This window comes from Sphingomonas humi (genome assembly GCF_039536725.1).
GTDB classification, from domain to species: Bacteria; Pseudomonadota; Alphaproteobacteria; order Sphingomonadales; family Sphingomonadaceae; genus Sphingomicrobium; species Sphingomicrobium humi.
Genome location: NZ_BAAAZD010000001.1, coordinates 1283070 through 1298990 on the forward strand (window position 1 = coordinate 1283070; position 15921 = coordinate 1298990).

At 66.7% G+C, this 15921-nt stretch carries 17 protein-coding genes and 1 tRNA gene; 9 read left to right on the forward strand and 9 right to left on the reverse strand.

Annotated features, from left to right (window positions below; all coding sequences use genetic code 11):
• Positions 1-23: 23 nt before the first annotated feature.
• Positions 24-1697 carry a class I adenylate-forming enzyme family protein gene (locus tag ABD729_RS06440; protein ID WP_344709331.1) on the forward strand — a complete coding sequence of 558 codons (1674 nt, stop codon included), beginning with the start codon at positions 24-26 and terminating at the stop codon, positions 1695-1697.
• Between the two features lie 7 nt (positions 1698-1704).
• On the opposite strand, the gene ABD729_RS06445 is transcribed toward ABD729_RS06440, so the two are convergent.
• Entirely contained in the window at positions 1705-3207 is a 1503-nt protein-coding gene (locus ABD729_RS06445) for a carotenoid oxygenase family protein (RefSeq protein ID WP_344709332.1), read from the reverse strand.
• Positions 3208-3344: 137 nt separating this feature from the next.
• On the opposite strand from ABD729_RS06445, the gene ABD729_RS06450 reads away from it, so the two are divergent.
• Genes ABD729_RS06450 through ABD729_RS06475 form a run of 6 tightly spaced genes read left to right on the forward strand, consistent with a single transcriptional unit; the run spans position 3345 to position 8316 of the window.
• Entirely contained in the window at positions 3345-3833 is a 489-nt protein-coding gene (locus ABD729_RS06450; RefSeq protein WP_344709333.1) for an SgcJ/EcaC family oxidoreductase, read from the forward strand.
• A gap of 16 nt (positions 3834-3849) precedes the next feature.
• Positions 3850-5166, forward strand: a complete 1317-nt coding sequence (locus ABD729_RS06455; protein WP_344709334.1) for an MFS transporter — start codon at positions 3850-3852, stop codon at positions 5164-5166.
• Between the two features lie 21 nt (positions 5167-5187).
• The gene (locus ABD729_RS06460) at positions 5188-6126 is read left to right on the forward strand and encodes a winged helix-turn-helix transcriptional regulator (protein WP_344709335.1); all 939 of its coding nucleotides are present in this window, start codon (positions 5188-5190) and stop codon (positions 6124-6126) included.
• 38 nt (positions 6127-6164) lie between these two features.
• Positions 6165-7043 carry an SDR family NAD(P)-dependent oxidoreductase gene (locus ABD729_RS06465; protein ID WP_344709337.1) on the forward strand — a complete coding sequence of 293 codons (879 nt, stop codon included), beginning with the start codon at positions 6165-6167 and terminating at the stop codon, positions 7041-7043.
• The gene (locus tag ABD729_RS06470) at positions 7040-7786 is read left to right on the forward strand and encodes an SDR family oxidoreductase (RefSeq protein WP_344709338.1); all 747 of its coding nucleotides are present in this window, start codon (positions 7040-7042) and stop codon (positions 7784-7786) included. Before ABD729_RS06465 ends, ABD729_RS06470 begins: the two co-directional genes overlap by 4 nt.
• Positions 7786-8316: a nuclear transport factor 2 family protein gene (locus ABD729_RS06475; protein WP_344709339.1), complete on the forward strand. Its 531-nt coding sequence runs from the start codon at positions 7786-7788 to the stop codon at positions 8314-8316. The genes ABD729_RS06470 and ABD729_RS06475 overlap by 1 nt, the downstream gene beginning before the upstream one ends.
• Positions 8317-8396: 80 nt before the next feature.
• Here the strand turns inward: ABD729_RS06475 and ABD729_RS06480 are convergent, their stop codons facing one another.
• The 3 genes from ABD729_RS06480 to ABD729_RS06490 all read right to left on the reverse strand — a co-directional run bounded on the left by ABD729_RS06480 (position 8397) and on the right by ABD729_RS06490 (position 11472).
• Positions 8397-10775, reverse strand: a complete 2379-nt coding sequence (locus tag ABD729_RS06480; RefSeq protein WP_344709340.1) for a TonB-dependent receptor — start codon at positions 10773-10775, stop codon at positions 8397-8399.
• Positions 10776-10876: 101 nt separating this feature from the next.
• Positions 10877-11344 carry a PaaI family thioesterase gene (locus ABD729_RS06485; protein ID WP_344709341.1) on the reverse strand — a complete coding sequence of 156 codons (468 nt, stop codon included), beginning with the start codon at positions 11342-11344 and terminating at the stop codon, positions 10877-10879.
• Between the two features lie 51 nt (positions 11345-11395).
• A tRNA-Arg gene (locus ABD729_RS06490) sits at positions 11396-11472 on the reverse strand.
• Between the two features lie 97 nt (positions 11473-11569).
• On the opposite strand from ABD729_RS06490, the gene ABD729_RS06495 reads away from it, so the two are divergent.
• Positions 11570-11782, forward strand: coding sequence for a hypothetical protein (locus ABD729_RS06495; RefSeq protein ID WP_344709342.1), 213 nt, complete (start codon positions 11570-11572; stop codon positions 11780-11782).
• Here ABD729_RS06495 and purQ read toward each other — a convergent pair.
• Positions 11779-12450 carry a phosphoribosylformylglycinamidine synthase subunit PurQ gene (gene purQ, locus ABD729_RS06500; protein ID WP_344709343.1) on the reverse strand — a complete coding sequence of 224 codons (672 nt, stop codon included), beginning with the start codon at positions 12448-12450 and terminating at the stop codon, positions 11779-11781. The two genes, ABD729_RS06495 and purQ, sit on opposite strands and share 4 nt — an antisense overlap.
• Positions 12450-12683 carry a phosphoribosylformylglycinamidine synthase subunit PurS gene (purS, locus tag ABD729_RS06505; RefSeq protein WP_344709344.1) on the reverse strand — a complete coding sequence of 78 codons (234 nt, stop codon included), beginning with the start codon at positions 12681-12683 and terminating at the stop codon, positions 12450-12452. The genes purQ and purS overlap by 1 nt, the downstream gene beginning before the upstream one ends.
• Positions 12684-12816: 133 nt before the next feature.
• On the opposite strand from purS, the gene ABD729_RS06510 reads away from it, so the two are divergent.
• Positions 12817-12966, forward strand: coding sequence for a hypothetical protein (locus ABD729_RS06510; RefSeq protein ID WP_344709345.1), 150 nt, complete (start codon positions 12817-12819; stop codon positions 12964-12966).
• Here the strand turns inward: ABD729_RS06510 and ABD729_RS06515 are convergent.
• The 3 genes from ABD729_RS06515 to ABD729_RS06525 all read right to left on the reverse strand — a co-directional run bounded on the left by ABD729_RS06515 (position 12963) and on the right by ABD729_RS06525 (position 15831).
• Positions 12963-13868, reverse strand: a complete 906-nt coding sequence (locus tag ABD729_RS06515; protein WP_344709346.1) for an NAD-dependent epimerase/dehydratase family protein — start codon at positions 13866-13868, stop codon at positions 12963-12965. The two genes, ABD729_RS06510 and ABD729_RS06515, sit on opposite strands and share 4 nt — an antisense overlap.
• Positions 13865-14923: a GTPase ObgE gene (gene obgE, locus ABD729_RS06520; RefSeq protein WP_344709347.1), complete on the reverse strand. Its 1059-nt coding sequence runs from the start codon at positions 14921-14923 to the stop codon at positions 13865-13867. The genes ABD729_RS06515 and obgE overlap by 4 nt, the downstream gene beginning before the upstream one ends.
• Before the next feature lie 140 nt (positions 14924-15063).
• Entirely contained in the window at positions 15064-15831 is a 768-nt protein-coding gene (locus tag ABD729_RS06525) for a sulfite exporter TauE/SafE family protein (RefSeq protein WP_344709644.1), read from the reverse strand.
• Between the last annotated feature and the right edge of the window lie 90 nt (positions 15832-15921).

The following is a 15921-nucleotide window of genomic DNA, read 5'->3' on the forward strand; positions in this document are numbered from 1 at the left end:
AGGGTCAGGCATCTGGAGGACCGATGTTTCTCACTCCCCCCGAGCGAATTCGTGCCTTCGAGGACAAGGGTTGGTGGAGCGGGGACAATGTCGTCGCGGCCTTGCATTCGGCGGTCGAGCAGGGAGGTGACGGGCTGGCGCTGGTCGATCCCCTCAATCGCGCAGCGCTGGATGGACGCGTGCCCGAGCGGCTGAGCTGGAATGAGGTCGCCGACCGGGTCGAGCGGCTGGCCGCGGCGCTGCTGGCGCGGGGCCTCAGCAAGGACGACATCGTGCTGGCGCAGCTGCCCAACACGGTCGATGCGGTGCTGCTGTTCCTCGCCTGCGCGCGGCTGGGCCTGATCGTGTCGCCGGTGGTGATGCAATATCGCGTCCACGAACTGGCCTTCATCTCGGCGCAGACCAAGCCGCGGCTGTTCGTCACGGTGCCGGCCTTCGCGGGGTTCGATCATGCCGCGCAGGGGCGCGAACTGGGGCTCGAGGTGGCGCTGTTCGGGGACGGGACCGGCGACCTCAGGGAAGAGATGGCCGATGCCGACCCGGCAACCGTCGCCGCCCACGTCGCCGAACATCCGACCGTCGGCGGCGAAGTGTTGACCATCTGCTGGACGTCGGGCACCGAGTCGCGGCCCAAGGGCGTCCCGCGCGATCACAACCATTGGATCCTCAACGCGCATGTGGTCGCGCAGGGGACCGGGATGGTGCCGGGCGATACGTTGCTCAACCCGTTTCCGCTGGTGAACATCGGATCGATCGGCGGGCTGGTCATGCCGTGGCTGACGCTGCCCGCGCGGCTGGTGCTGCACCATCCGTTCGACCTCGGCATCTTCCTTCAGCAGATCGAGGCCGAGCAGGTGACCTACACCATCGCTCCGCCCGCGGTGCTGACCGCGCTGCTGAAGCAGCCGGCGCTGATGGAGAAGTTCGACCTTAGGTCGCTCCGCGCGATCGGCTCGGGCTCGGCGCCGCTGTCGCCCTGGCTGATCGAAGGCTGGCAGGCGCGCGGGATCGAGATCTGCAACATCTTCGGGTCGAACGAAGGCGCTTCGCTTTATTCGAGCGCGGTCGACGTCCCCGACACCACCGACCGGTCGCGCTATTTCCCGCGTTTCGGGGTCGATGGGCATGGCTGGAGCGGGCTCAACCACGAGGCGCTGCGGACCCGGCTGGTCGATCTCGAAACCGGCGAGGAGATCGAGGAGCCCGGGCGGCCGGGCGAGCTGCGACTGAAAGGCGCGACATTATTCGGCGGCTACTGGCAGGCGCCCGAGCTGACCGCCGCCGCCTTCGACGAGCAGGGCTGGTTCCGCACCGGCGACCAGTTCGAGATCGCCGGCGACGGCAACCTCAGGCGCTTCTACCGCTTCGTCGGCAGGTCGAAGGAGATCATCGTGCGCGGCGGGGTTAATATCTCGCCCGCCGAACTCGACGACTTGCTGGCCGGCCTGCCCGGCAGCCGCGAGGCCGCGACGGTCGGCATTCCCGACCCCGACCTTGGAGAGCGGGTGGCGGTGGGGATCGTGCCCGCGGACGGCGCCGAACTGTCGGTCGCCGACGTCAGCGCGTTCCTGAAGGCGCGCGGGGTGGCGGTGTTCAAGCTGCCCGAGCGGCTGGTGACGCTCGACCGGCTGCCGCGCAACGCGATGAACAAAGTGGTTCGGTCAGAGCTGCGCGAAGCGGTGCTCGCGCGGCTCTGACCGCCAATCAGCCCGCGGCCTGCAGGCGGGCGATCTCGTCCGCGCGGGCCTTGCGCAGGCTTTCCCGGTCGACCCAGTGGGCGTGGGTCCCGCTCGACATCTTGTGGGGAAGCGCGATGCGGCAGACCGGACCGTCGGCGAACTTCTTGGCGTCGATCAGGATGCATTCGCTAGTGCCGCGATTTTCGTCGATGATGAAGCTGACGAGATAGCCGTCATCCTCGTCGACCGCGCCGACGCGCGGGGCGAATGGGGCTTCGGAGCCGTAGCGGCCGGGCTCGAGCTTGATCTCGATCGCCTCGCCGGTTTCGAGGTCGTGCTTGACGAAGCCTTCGAACAGGAACCAGCCGGGCTTGGCCACGGTCGAATAGGCGTAGCGATACTTCCTGCCGGCATATTTCTGGTTGATCATGCCGAATTCGACCGTGCGGTCGTCGAGGCGCTCTTCGCGGGTGGTGCCGTCGGCGAGGTTGAAGCGCCAGCGGTGGAGCTTGGTGCTGAGCGCGTGGCCGTCGAGATAGCTCATCAGATGGCCATGCGGGCCGGCGTCGGGCTGTGGCTTGGGGGTGGGGTTTTCCTGGAAATAGCCGTCGACGATGACCTCGTCGCCTTCCTCATAGGCATTGAGGAAGTGAAGCACATAGGTCGGCGCGGCTTCGAACCAGCGGATCTCGTCTGCGCCGCCGTGGCGCGGGATCAGTGCGAAGCGGGAGGGAATGCCCTTGTGCAGCCGGACGGCGTGCAGCCCGCGGGTCTCGATCAGTTCCTGGTCCCAGAACACCGGCAGGTCGTTGAGGATCGACCAGTTCTTCGAGAAGATCATGTCGTGGGGAAGACGCGGCCCGGGCAGCGGCACGGGGGTGTAGTGAACCAGCTTTCCGGTCGCGTCGACCACGCCATAATGCATGTAGGGCGCCGACTTCGAATAGTTGAAGAACAGCAGCTCGCCGGTCTCCTCGTCGACCTTCGGATGGGCCGAAATGCCGTCGAGCGGGACCCACGAGGCGACCCCCGACTGGTCGAGCGTCTCGGGATCGAGGATATAGCCTTCGCCGCACTGGTAGAAGGTGGCGATCGCCTTTCCGGCATGGACGATGACGTCGGTCGAGGCGCTGTCCTTGAGCCCGCCGTGCGCGCCGAAGCCCGGGCGCTTCGACACCGCATGGCCGTCCATCAGCCCGCCCCACAAGGAGCCGCCGGCGATCTGTTCGGCCTCGAAGCAACGGGTGCGGATGAAGCGGTTGCGATAGGTGGCCTTGCCGTTCGAAAAGCTGATCTGGTGGATCATGCCGTCACCGTCGAACGGGTGGTGGCGGCCGAGCGGCTGGTGGAGCTGATTCTCGGTATTGCGCAGGTAGATCCCGTCGATGTCGTCGGGGATCGCGCCCTCGATCACCTCGAGATCGGTCGCGTTCACTTCTTCGTGGAGCGGGGTCCACGGGCCGTTCAGATAGGGATGATTGCTCGGCTGGAGCGACGAGCGGACGGGGGCGAGTTTCTCGACGTTCATGGCGCAATTTCCAAGCAACTGGGATCGCCCGCAGATTACGGTAGTCCGTTCGATTGCGCAAGTTTGCGATCAAGCTGCTTGACGTAGCCAGCACCAAAGGACAGTCTGACTTTCATAATAATATCGAGGAGGCATGCATGAGCACGTTGGCGAAGGATACCCTCCTGTTGCTGGCGGCAGTTTGCCTGCCCCAGGCGGCGGTTGCCGCCCCCAAAGCGAGCCCAGCCAAGGAGAGCCGCATGAGCCAGGATCCCGTTGAAGTCGTGATGCAGATGATCAAGGCATGGGACGATCGCGACGGCGACAAGATCGCCGACATGTTCACCGAGGACGGGGTGCTTCATTCGATGATGATCGACCCGATCAAGGGCCGCGAGAACATCCGCCCGCGGATGAAATTCCTCGTCGACAATGCAAGCTACATGAAGATCGAGCCGCGCAATATCGCGGTGAAGGGCAATACCGTCTTCATCGAGCGAACCGACAATTTCACCTTCAAGGGCCACAGCGGCAAGGTGCCGGTAGTCGGCGTGCTCGAGATCCGCGACGGCAAGGTCGCCGAATGGCGCGAATATTACGACCGCAAGGAATTGCTCGAGGCGATGGGGGTCGGCGAAGACTTCTAGGCGGGACGGCCAAGCGATGCTCAGCCCCGATCCGCCCGCCGCCACCGCCCAGCGCAACACGCTGGGCGCGTGGCTGCTGCTTGCGGCGTTGTTCCTCGCCTACATCGTTTCCTTCGTCGACCGGATGATCATCGGCCTGCTGGTCGACAGCATCAAGGCCGACCTCAAGATCAGCGATACGCAGATCAGCCTGCTGCAGGGGTTGGCCTTCGCCCTGTTCTTCACGATCGCGGCGATCCCGCTGGGGCGGCTCATCGACCGGGTCCATCGTCCGCGCGCCGTCTCGGCGGGGATCGCGGTGTGGAGCGCGATGACGGTGGCGTGCGGGTTCGCGACCAGCTTCGGCGGGCTGTTCGTGGCGCGGATGGGAGTCGGGGTCGGCGAAGCGGTGCTATCGCCCGCGGCCTATTCGATGATTTCCGACAGCTTCGACCGCCGCCGCCTGGGCCTCGCCATGGGCATCTTCGGCCTCGGGTCGGCGATCGGCGCGGGCCTTGCCTTCATGATCGGCGGCGCGGTGGTGTCGCTGGTCGCGGGCGCCGACAGCGTCACCATGCCGCTGATCGGTGAGGTCCGGCCGTGGCAGTTCGCCTTCATCGTGGCCGGGCTGCCGGGCTTCCTGATCTCGCTCCTGTTCCTGATGATTCGCGATCCCAGTCACGCCGCGGGCGGCCGCGCGCCGGCCTCCAGCGTGCGCGACGTGCGCGAGCACCTTGGTCGCAACGCGGGCTTCTTCTGGTCCGTCTTCCTCGGCGTCGCGGCGGTGAACCTGTCGGTGCTCGGCACGGTCAACTGGCTGCCGGCGATGCTGGTGCGCGGCGGCCGGCTCGCGCTGGCCAATGCAGGCTTCCTGTCGGGCGCGATGCTGATCGCCGGCGGGCTGATCGGGATGATCGGGTTCGGCGCGCTGATGGACCGGCTGAGCGGTGGCACGCCGGCGTCGCGGATGCGCTTTTGCGGCTGGTCGGTGTCGGTCGCGGTGCTCGCCGCAGCCGCCTTCCCGCTGGTCGATTCGCTGTGGCTGATGGCCGCGCTGTTCATCGCGTTCTTCTCGGCGGCGGCGGGAGTGGTCAGCGCCGCGCCTTCGGTGCTCCAGCAACTGTCGCCCGGCGGAATGCGCGCGACGATTGCCGCCCTTTATGTCTTCATCATCAACCTGGTCGGGATCGGCTTCGGGCCAAGCGTCACGGCGGCGCTGGGCGACGCGCTGTTCCCGGGCGGGGACGGGATCCGCTATGCGATGGCGATCGTGGCACCGGCCGGATATGCGGTCGGGGCCGCGCTTTTCTTCGTCGCCGCGCGGCACGCCGCCCGCTCGACCGCAGAGCTGTGAGGCGGCTATAGGCATCAGCCAATGAACGCCCCGACCCTGATCCGAACCTGTTCCGTCTGGCGCGCCCTCGAAGTCGTTGGCGACACCCCGATCCTGCTGATCCTCGAGGCAAGCTGGCTTGGCGCACGGAAATATGACGAATTGCGCAGCCGTACGGGGCTCCTCAACGCTTTGTTGTCGGATCGGCTGAAGCGGCTGGTCGCGGCAGGGCTGATGGAGCGGCAGCTCTATTGCGAGCGGCCGCCGCGCTACGCTTATGTGATGACCCCCAAGGGGCGCGACGTTTACTGGACGTCGCTAATGATGCTCCGCTGGGAGCAGAAGTGCGGCGAGACGCGCAACAAGATCAGCGTCGTCCTGACCCACAAGAGCTGCGGCAAGGAATTCGCGCCCGAGCCCGCGTGCGGCAGCTGCGGAGAGACGATCGATGCGACCGAGGTCGAATGGGCGGAAGGCCCCGGCGTCGGGCTGATGGCGCCGCTCTACAGCCGGCGCCGCCAGCAACGCGGATCGAGCGCGGGCGCGACCTCGCTCCTCGACCAGGCGGCGCAGCTGATGGGCGACCGCTGGGCGAGCCTCATCATGCGTTCGATCTTCACCGGGATCACCCGGTTCGAGGATATCCGCATGGACACCGCCATGGCGACCAACATCCTGACCGAGCGGCTGCAGTGGCTGCAATCGGTCGGGGTCATCCGCCAGCGGCCCGACCCCGCCTCGCCCGGGCGCAACGAATATCGGGTGACCCGCAAGGGCGTCGAATATTTCCCGGTGCTGCTGATGCTGCTGCGGTGGGGCGACCAATATTATGTCTCGCCCGAGGGGCCGCCGTTGCTGCTGACGCACAAGGTCTGCGGGAAGCCGCTCGATCCCAAGGTGGTCTGTTCGGAATGCCGCCAGCCGCTTAAGCCCGACGAGGTCGACTATGCGGTGATCGAGCATCCGCGGGACGCCAGATAATACTTTCATTATCATACTGACGTGTTACGCCATGGGGCATGGCTGAACATCACAGCGGCCGCGTCGCCGTCGTCACCGGAGCGGGTAATGGCCTTGGCGCCGCCTTTGCGGAGGCGCTCGGGGAAAGTCACCGGGTCGTCGTCAACAACCGGGTCCACCCCGACCGGCCGCACAGCGCGCTGGCGGTGGTCGAGCGGATCAGGGCGGCGGGCGGCACCGCCATCGCCGAGGGAAGTGCGGTCGATTGCGACGGGGCTGCGAAGGCCATCGTCGCTTCGGCGCTGGACGCCTTCGGGCGGCTCGACACCCTCGTCCTCAATGCCGGGATCAGCGGTCCCGCGATTAAGGTCGGGGAGGGCGACACCGCGCTTGCCGAGGTCATGGCGATCAACTTCTTCGCCAATGTCGCGCTGGTCGAAGCGGCGCTGCCCGCGCTTCGCCAAAGCCCGGCCGGACGGATCGTATTCGTTTCCTCAACCGGCGGGCTTCACGGCGTGCGCGGACGTGCCGCTTATGCCGCCTCCAAGGGCGCGGTGAACGGCTGGGCGCTGAGCCTTGCCGACGAACTTCGCCGAACCGCCATCCTGGTCAATGTGATCACGCCTTATGCGGCGACCAACATGACCGCCCGGCCCGACCGGGTGCCCGACGACCGCCTGTCGCCCGCAAATGCTGCCACGGCGCTGGCCGCGCTGTGCAGTCCGGAATGGACCCGGACCGGGGACATCTGGGTCGCCGGTGCAAGCCATGTGCGGCCGGCCCGCGCGCTCGAGGGCCCGGTGGCACCCGTCGGGGTGCTGCGCGAGCAGGCCGACGCGCTGGCGGGATTCGAACACGGAACGGGTTTTGCCGGCGGGGAAGCGGCGTTCGCCGATTTCTACGCGCGGGTGATGAGTGAGGAGGAACCGAAGGCATGAAGATCGAAGGGTGCGTCGCGCTGGTGACAGGCGGCAATCGCGGCATCGGCGAGGGGTTCGTGGCTGAACTGCTCGAAGCGGGGGCTGCCAAGGTCTATGTCGCGGCACGGCAGCTGTCCGATGCCGAGGAAGCTGCCAAGGCCGACCCCCGGCTGGTGGCGATGCAGCTCGACGTGACCAAGCCGGAAGAGGTGGCGAGGGCCGCCGCGACCGCGACCGACCTCACCCTGCTGGTCAACAATGCCGGGGCGTTCAACAACGTCACGCTGCTGAGCGCCGAGGACGACCGCGCGATGCGGCAGGAGATCGAGACCAACTATCTCGGCCCCGTAGCGATGATCCGCGCCTTTGCCCCGATCATCGAGAAGAATGGCGGCGGCGCGGTGGTGAACGTTCTGTCGGCTGGCGGGATCGTCGCGGTGCCGAACATGGGGGGCTACAGCCCGTCCAAGTTCGCGATGCGCGCGGCGAGCGACTGCCTGCGCGCCGAACTGGCGCCGATGAACATCACCGTCCACGCCCTGATCGTGGGCTCGGTCGACACCCGCATGGCAAGCCACGTGACCTGGCAGGAAAAATCCTCGCCACGCGCGATCGGCAAGGCCGGGCTGACCGCCGTCACCCACAACATCGACGAGCATGACACCGATCCACACGCGGTGTCGGTTCGCGCGTTCCTGGCGCGCGACCCGCACACGCTGAAGACGTCGATGGCCGCCTCGCTCGGCCGCGGGAGGAAGTGATGGCGCATATCAACACGGTTGAAACCATGCTTGCCCGGCAGGACATCCACGACGTCATGATGCGCTATGCCCGCGGCATCGACCGCGGCGACGAGACCTTGTTGCTGAGCTGCTATTGGGACGATGCGATCGAAGTGCACGGCCCCGCGTACGAAGGGCCGGCAGTGCCTTATCTGAAGGGCGCGGCGCAGCGGATGAAGGCGAATGGCACGACGATGCAGCATTTCGTCGGCAATATGCACATCGACTTCGACGGCGAGGACAGGGCCTTCGTCGAAAGCTACATCCTGACCTTCGCCCGCTTCCCTAAAGACGGCGAGCCTTGGGACACGCTGACCGGCGCGCGAAGCTTCGACCGGTTCGAGCGGCGCGGCGGCGAATGGCGGATCGCGCACCGCCGCGCGATCTTCGACTGGAACCGCGACCAGCCCTCGTCCGAAGGCTGGTGCATGGGGCTGTTCGACACCAGCCACAAGAACATGACCATGGGCCGCAAGGCACCCGATGACCTCAGCTACTCGCGCGACTGACGAAGGCCTTTCACGGCCCCAAAAGAGAAGGGCTCCGGTCGAACCCGACCGGAGCCCTTTCTGTTTGGGTTGACGAAGCTTCAGAACTTGACGGCGATCTCCGCTCCGTAGGTGCGCGGGGCACCCAGGCGCGAAGCTTCGTCGCCGAAGAAGGCAATGGCGTTCACGCGGTAGAGCTTGTCGGTCAGGTTGCGGCCCCACACCGAGAAGGTGAGGTCGGGGTTGGGGCTGACCGACACACGCGCGTCGAGCAGGCCGTAGCCAGGCTCGTTGGCGCTGCCTTCGGGGTTCCAGCTGAGCTTGCCCTGACGGCTGTAATTGATGTTCGCCGAGAAGCCGTTCTTCCAGTTGCCGACGTCGGTCGTGTAACTGGCACCGAGGTTGTACTGGTAGCGCGGCGTGCGCTGCAGGAACTTGCCGTCATTCTTGTTACCGACTGAGTCGGTGAACTTGATGTACTTGGTATCGAGCAGCGTCAGCCCGCCGTTGAGGCTGAGGCCGCGGAACAGCGCCACGGTGGCTTCCGCCTCGATGCCCTTGATCTTCGCGTCGGCGGCATTGTCGGTGATGTTGCACAGACAGATCTGCGAGGTCTGGGTGACCTGCAGGTTCTTGTAGCGCATCGAGAAGGCCGCGATGTTCAGCCGCGCGCGGCGATTGAACAGGTCGAGCTTGGCGCCGACTTCGTAGCTTTCGACCTTTTCGGGGTCGTAGCTGGTGCGCGCGGCGACATCGTTCGCGGGATCGTCCTCGAACCCGCCGCCCTTATAACCGGTCGAGAAGGTGCCGTAGACGAGGACGTTGCGGGTAGCCTTGAATTCGGCGGTGACCTGCGGGGTGAGCTGGCTCCACTTGTCCGAATAATCGGTCGTGTATCCGCCGCCCTCGCGATAGGTCGACGACAGCGGCGAGGCCGGGGTGATGTCGTTGGGGTTGAACTTGTCGCCCGTCTCGACCGCGAGGCCGCTGACCCGGCCGCTCTTCTTGTCGTGCGAATAGCGAAGGCCGCCGACCACGCGAAGCTGCGGGGTGAAGCGATAGCCGATCTGGCCGAACACCGCGTAGGACTGGTTGCGGCCGCGGTTGTCCCACGCCGATTCACCATTGAGGGTCGGCAGCGGCGGAGTCAGGATTTCGAAGCTGATGGTGTCGTTCTTGCGCACCCGGTCGCGCTGGCCATAGACGCCGACGATCCAGTCGAAGCCATGGTCGGTGACCTTTGGCGAGACGAGGCGGATTTCCTGCGTGAACTGCCTGATCCGCTCCAGTTCGCGGACCGGCGAGCGGAACAACAGCGGGATCGAGATGCCGTAGGCGTTGCTCGGCCCGATGCCGGTCTGGTCGTAGCGATTGAACCCGTTGCCCTGGCGGTAGCCGGTGATCGAGGTCAGCGTCGCAAAATTCTCGAACTCCTGCTGGAGGTTGAGGGTCAAGCCCCAGGCCTTGCGGCTCAGCGCCTGCGGGCTGGGATAGGCGTCGCCCTTGTAGGTATTCCAGTCGGGCAGGCTTTCGCGGACCGACAGGCCGCCGCGGATGGCGGCGACGCGGGCGCGCGCCTGGCTCCACGGGCCGGCGCCGGCGGCGGGGCCGTCGACCACCACCGAGTGGAAGCCGTTCGCCTTGTCGCGGGTGTAGTCACCGATCAGGCGGGCCGAAAAGCTGCTTCCGGCGGGGCGATATTCGACCTGGCCGCGCATCTGGATGCTGTCGACATTGTCAAGGTCGACGTCGTGGGCGATGTCCTGGTTGAAGCCGTCGCGCTGGCGCACCTGGAAGGCGAAGCGGCCGTTCAGGCCCTCGCTCAGCGGACCGGTGAGATGGCCCTTCACCAGCTTCTCGTTGTAGGCGCCGTAGCCGGCGGTCATGCTTCCGCCGAAGACCGACTTGGGCGCGGCGCTGTAGATGCTGACCGCGCCGCCGACGACGTTGCGGCCAAGCAGCACGCCCTGCGGTCCGCGGATCACCTCGACCCGGTCGATGTCGTAGAGGTCGAAGTTGAACAGGCCCGAACGACCGACATAGACGTCATCGATGAAGATACCGACCGACTGGTCGGCGGTCGGCGAATCGAGGCGCGTGTTGGTGATACCGCGGACGTTGAATTCCTGGTCGAGCGGCGTCAGCGCGGTGAACGACAGGGACGTTGCCTGGCCGGCCAGATCCTCGAAGCTGAGAACGCGATCCTCTTCGAGCGAAGCGCCGCCAAAGGCGCTAATCGCGGCCGACGTATCCTGCAGGCGCGTATTGCGGCGCTGCGCGGTGACGATGATGTCGGAAACCTGCGGTCCGGACGACTCCACGGCGGCGGCCGGTGGCGGCGCGGTGCTGGTGGTCGTCGCCTGCGCCGCCTCTGCCGGGTCGCCGGCCGGCGTGGTCGCAGTGCCTGCGGTCTGGGCCGCGGCAGGTTGGCTCAACGCCGCGGCCAACGCCATCAGCGAGGTTGCATAAACGGTTCTCATGGGCTCCCCTCCATTATCGCGCCAGGTGCAGCTGCAGACTGTTCGACGGCTTCAGCATCGTCCAGTAAGTTCGATAATGCAAGAGCGTTAGAATTGCCGCGTCAGTGGCGGTCGGGGGCGGTCGCCCGGATCCTCTTCAAGGTGCCCGAGAAGGCGAAGATGGGCGCGCCGTCGCTGCGCATCAGCCCGCGTACGAAAATCAGGTGACGCGTGGCGCGGATGACCTCGCCGGTGCCGACGATCACCGCGCCGGCAGGGACCGACGCGACGAATTCGCCATTGAAGGTGGCGGTGACGGCCGGGCCGGCGTGAAGCTCATCCTGCGCGATCCCGAACAGGCAATAATCGGCAAAGGTCATCAGCGCGCCGCCGTGGATGAACTGGCCGCCGTTCAAATGCTTGGTCTCGACCTTCATCGCGCAGGTGATCGATCCGTCGTCCGCGCGGCGGAAGAAGAAGGGACCGGCATGCTCCTCGAACGGATCGGCGGTGAACTGCGTCCAACCCTGCCAGTCGCCGGTTTCGATCACGTGGCTCGGCCAGGGCGAGGCCGTCCGGGGTTTTTCCATGAACCATCTTTCCCGATCTGGCGGCGCTGCCTGGCGCCGCGCGGCCGCAAGTGGCGCGCCCGGCAGGACTCGAACCTGCGACCACGAGCTTAGAAGGCACGTGCTCTATCCAGCTGAGCTACGGGCGCGTGCCGACGTCGCTAGGGCGGAGTGGCTCCGGGCTCAAGCATTCATCTTTCATTCACTGCCCGGCAGGCGTATTAACCACGCAAGACAGGGGTGTTTATGCGCGTATTTCCGAGCTTCGTGGCGGCCGCGGCAATATTAACCGCGGTGCCGGCCCAAGCTGCCAAGATCGTGATCCTGACCGACCCGATGACGCTGGAACGGCGAACGATCGTGATCGACGAACCCGGGCCCGACCGCATCTACCTGTGTGCCATGCCGCCCGCGGTCTCCGGCTGCCGCGACGTCACCCCGCGCGACCAGCAGCGCTAGGCTGGGCTGAGCGCGCCGAGCAGGCTTTCGAACAGGCGCCGGCCATCCTGGTTGCCGTGCGCCGGCTCCGCCGCCCGTTCGGGGTGCGGCATCATGCCGAGCACGTTCCCGGCTTCGTTGACCAGGCCCGCGATATCGTTGGCCGAACCGTTGACGGTGCAGGCGTAGCGGAAGGTGACCCGGCCTTCGCCCTCGATCCGGGCGAGCGTTTCCGCATCGGCCTGGAAATTGCCGTCGTGGTGAGCGACCGGAATGGCGATCGCCTCGCCGGCGTCATAGGCGTTGGTGAAGATGGTCTGGTTGTTGGCGACGGTCAGCGCCGCATCCTTGCAGACGAAGGTAAGGTTGGCGTTGCGCATCAGCGCGCCCGGCAGCAGCCCGGCCTCGGTCAGGACCTGGAAGCCGTTGCAGATGCCCAGCACGGGGCGGCCCTTGCCGGCTTCCTCGACCACCGCCTGCATAATCGGTGAGCGGGCAGCCATGGCGCCGGAGCGGAGATAATCGCCGTAGGAGAAGCCGCCGGGAACCGCGATCAGGTCCAGCCCCTCGGGCAAAGCGGTATCGCGGTGCCAGACCATGTCGGGCTTGCGGCCGGTCGCCCGTTCCAGCGCCACGGCAAGATCCCGGTCGCAATTGGAGCCGGGAAAGACCAGGACCGCGCTGCGCATCAGCCGAGCCGCTCGATCTTGAAATTCTCGATCACGGTGTTGGTGAGGAGCTTGCGACACATCTCCTCGATCGCCGAATCTTCGGTCCCATCGGCGAGGTCGAGTTCGATCAGCTTGCCCGCGCGAACGTCGTTGACGCCCGCAAAACCGAGCCCTTCGAGCGCGTGGTGGATGGCCTTGCCCTGCGGATCGAGGACGCCCGGCTTCAACGTGACCAGAACCCGCGCCTTCATGCCCTCACTCCGCTGCTCAAAAAGGGTGCTTTGACAAGGCGCCTATGGACAAGGGATAAGAGTCTAGCAAGCATTGCAGGGGAGACTGCGGCAGTCCTGTAACGAACTGCCCCAGACTCGGGAGGCCGACTTCATGTCCTATCTGGCAACCGCCATCTTCCTCGGCCTTTTCCTGGTGGGCCCGACCTACTTCGGCTGGTCCGATCCAAGCGGGAAGGTGAGCGTGGCCCTGCTGACCTGCTTCATCCTGGGCGCGGTCGCGGGCTACAAGGCCAAGGGCTAGAGCCAGCCGTGCCGCTGGTACCAGCGGGCGGTGTCGGCAAGGCCGGGAAGGGTCGGGATCTCCGCCTTCCATAGGGTCTCGGGCGGGCGCCTGGCCGGATCGACCGTCCAGTCCGGATGACAGAAATAGGCCGCGCGGTCGGGGGTCAGCTTGGCCTTGCCTCGGCGCAGGAGGCCATCGATGCTGGCGCCCAGCCTGATCAAGCCGGCGGGAATCGGGACCGAGAGCGCGCGGCGTTCTTGGGCCGCGGCCAGTGCGGCGGCGAATTCGCGGTGGGTCCAGCCGCCTTCACGGGCATCGTCGGGCTCGACCAGCAGTTGCGTCGGCGCATCCTCGGCGGCCAGCGCCAGCAGCAGCCGCGAAAGATCGTCGACATGGATCAGGCTGAGGCGGCCCTTGGGCGGCAAGGGCACGACCCCCAGCCGCGCCGCCTTGAACAGGTCGAGCGTCTCGCGGTCGCCCGGACCGTAGACGGCGGGCGGACGGACGATGGCCCAGTCGAGGCCGCTGCGCTGCACCAGTTCCTCGCTGCGGGCCTTGCTCGCACCATAGAGCGACAGCTTGGGCTCGCGCGCGGCAAGGCTGGAGACGTGGACGAAGCGGTGGACGCCGCTGGCGGTGGCGGCGGCAAGCACGGCGAGGGTGCCGGTGACGTTGCCGGCATCGAACCCCGCCGCATCGGGAGCATTGATGACCCCGGCGACATGGATCACCGCGTCCGCGCCTTCGACCAGCCGCTGCAGCGCCTGCCGATTGTCGAGCGCGCCCTGAACCCAGGTAACGCCCTGCTTTTCACTGCGGGAGCTGCGGGTGAGGGCGACGACGTCATGGCCCTGTTCGACCGCGTGCCTCAGCAGGCGACTGCCGACAAAGCCGGTGGCACCGGTGATCGCGAGCCTCACAGGGGCGACCAGCTCCGTTCCGCCTCGGCGTCCTCGGCCGACGCATCCTCGTCCGGCAAGCCGGCACCGTCATCGAGATGCTTGCCCAGCGCGTCGAGAACCGGGCCGAGGCCCTGCTGAGCGGCGGCGGAGAGGGCAAGGACGGGAAGTCCGCTCGCTTCGGCCAGTTCGGCCGACAGCGCTTCGACCAGTTCGGCGTCGATGGTGTCGACCTTGTTTAGGGCCAGCACCACGGCCTTGTCCTCGAGGCCTGCTCCGTAGTTGTTGAGCTCGTCGCGAACGATCCGGTAGCTGGTGGCGACATCCTCGTCCTGGCAGTCGACCAGGTGGAGGAGCACGCGGGTGCGCTCGATATGGCCGAGGAAGCGGTCGCCGATCCCGGCCCCGTCGGCGGCGCCCTCGATCAGGCCGGGGATGTCGGCGACCACGAATTCACGCCCCTGGTGGCTGACGACGCCAAGCTGGGGGCGGAGCGTGGTGAAGGCGTAGGCGCCGACCTTGGCGTCGGCGTTGGTGACGGCATTGATGAAGGTCGACTTGCCGGCGTTGGGAAGCCCGACCAGGCCGACGTCGGCGAGCAGCTTCAGCCGCAGCCAGACATACATTTCCTCGCCCGGCCAGCCCTTCTGGTGCTGGCGCGGGGCGCGGTTGGTCGAGCTCTTGTAGGTCGCGTTGCCGCGGCCGCCGTCGCCGCCCTTGAGGAAGACCAGCCGCTCGCCCTCGGTGGTGAGGTCGGCGAGCAGGGTGCGCTCCTCGTCGTCGGCAAGGATCTGCGTTCCGACCGGAACCTTGATGACGAGGTCGTCGCCATAGGCGCCGAAGCGGTTGGAGCCGGCGCCGCCCTTGCCGCGGGGCGCCCTGAAGTGCTGGGTGTAGCGGAAATCGATCAGCGTATTGAGGCCGTGGACGGCTTCGAACACGATGTCGCCGCCCTTGCCGCCATTGCCGCCATCGGGGCCGCCATATTCAACGAACTTTTCGCGGCGGAACGAGACCGCGCCGGGGCCACCCGCGCCCGAACGGACGAAGATCTTGGCCTGATCAAGGAAATGCATGGCGCGCCCTTTACGCGCTCAGGCCCGGAAAGGCCAATCGAGGCGAAAATGCCTTGGCGTTCACTTCGTCCACTTATTCAGCTTCCGACCGCTTTTTAGCCTGCGCACCGTAGCGCAAGCGCCGGCTGTAGGACAGCCTGTCAGGCGGTGAGCAGCCGGTAGAGGCCCCATCCGCTGGTGGCGGTAAGGACCAGCCCGACCAGCAGCAGCAGCTTGTCCGCTTCGACCCGCTTTGCGACCACCGCGCCGATCGGGGCGGCGACGATGCCGCCGATCAGCAGGCCGATGATGGCGGTGGTGAAGGCTTCCCAGCCGAGCGTCAGGAGGAAGGTCAGGCTGACGGTCGTCGTCAGGAAGAATTCGGCGGTGTTGACCGTGCCGATGGTGAATCGCGGCTCGGCGCCCTGGACCATCAGGTTGGAGGTGACCACCGGACCCCAGCCGCCACCGCCCGCGGCGTCGAGGAACCCGCCGACCAGGCCGAGCGGGGCGACGATCCGCGGCGTCTTGACGACGTGGCGGTGGGTCCAGCCGCGCCACGACAGGTAGAAGCCAAGCAGCAACAGGTAGCCGAGCACGAACGGCCGCGCGGCATCGGCGTGGATGTTGCTGAGCACATAGGCGCCGAGCACGCCGCCGATCATTCCCGGAACCACGATCCGGCCGAACAACCGCCAGTCGACGTTGCGATGCGCGATATGGCTGATCGCGCTGACGCCGGTAGTGAAGGTCTCGGCCGTGTGGACCCCGGCGCTGGCCACCGCGGGGGGCACGCCGAGCCCGACCAGCAGGGTCGAGCTGATGGTGCCATAGGCCATGCCGAGCGCGCCATCGATCAGCTGCGCGGCAAAGCCGATCAGGATGAAGGGAAGGAGAACGCCCGGATCGGCGGCAAGCTCGGCGAGAATGTGCGTCGGGCCCCCTTCACAAGCGTCAGGCGGCCGCCATGCCCGAGCTCACGGGCGCCGCCTAGAGGGCCTTTGCGTTCACTCCTTTGC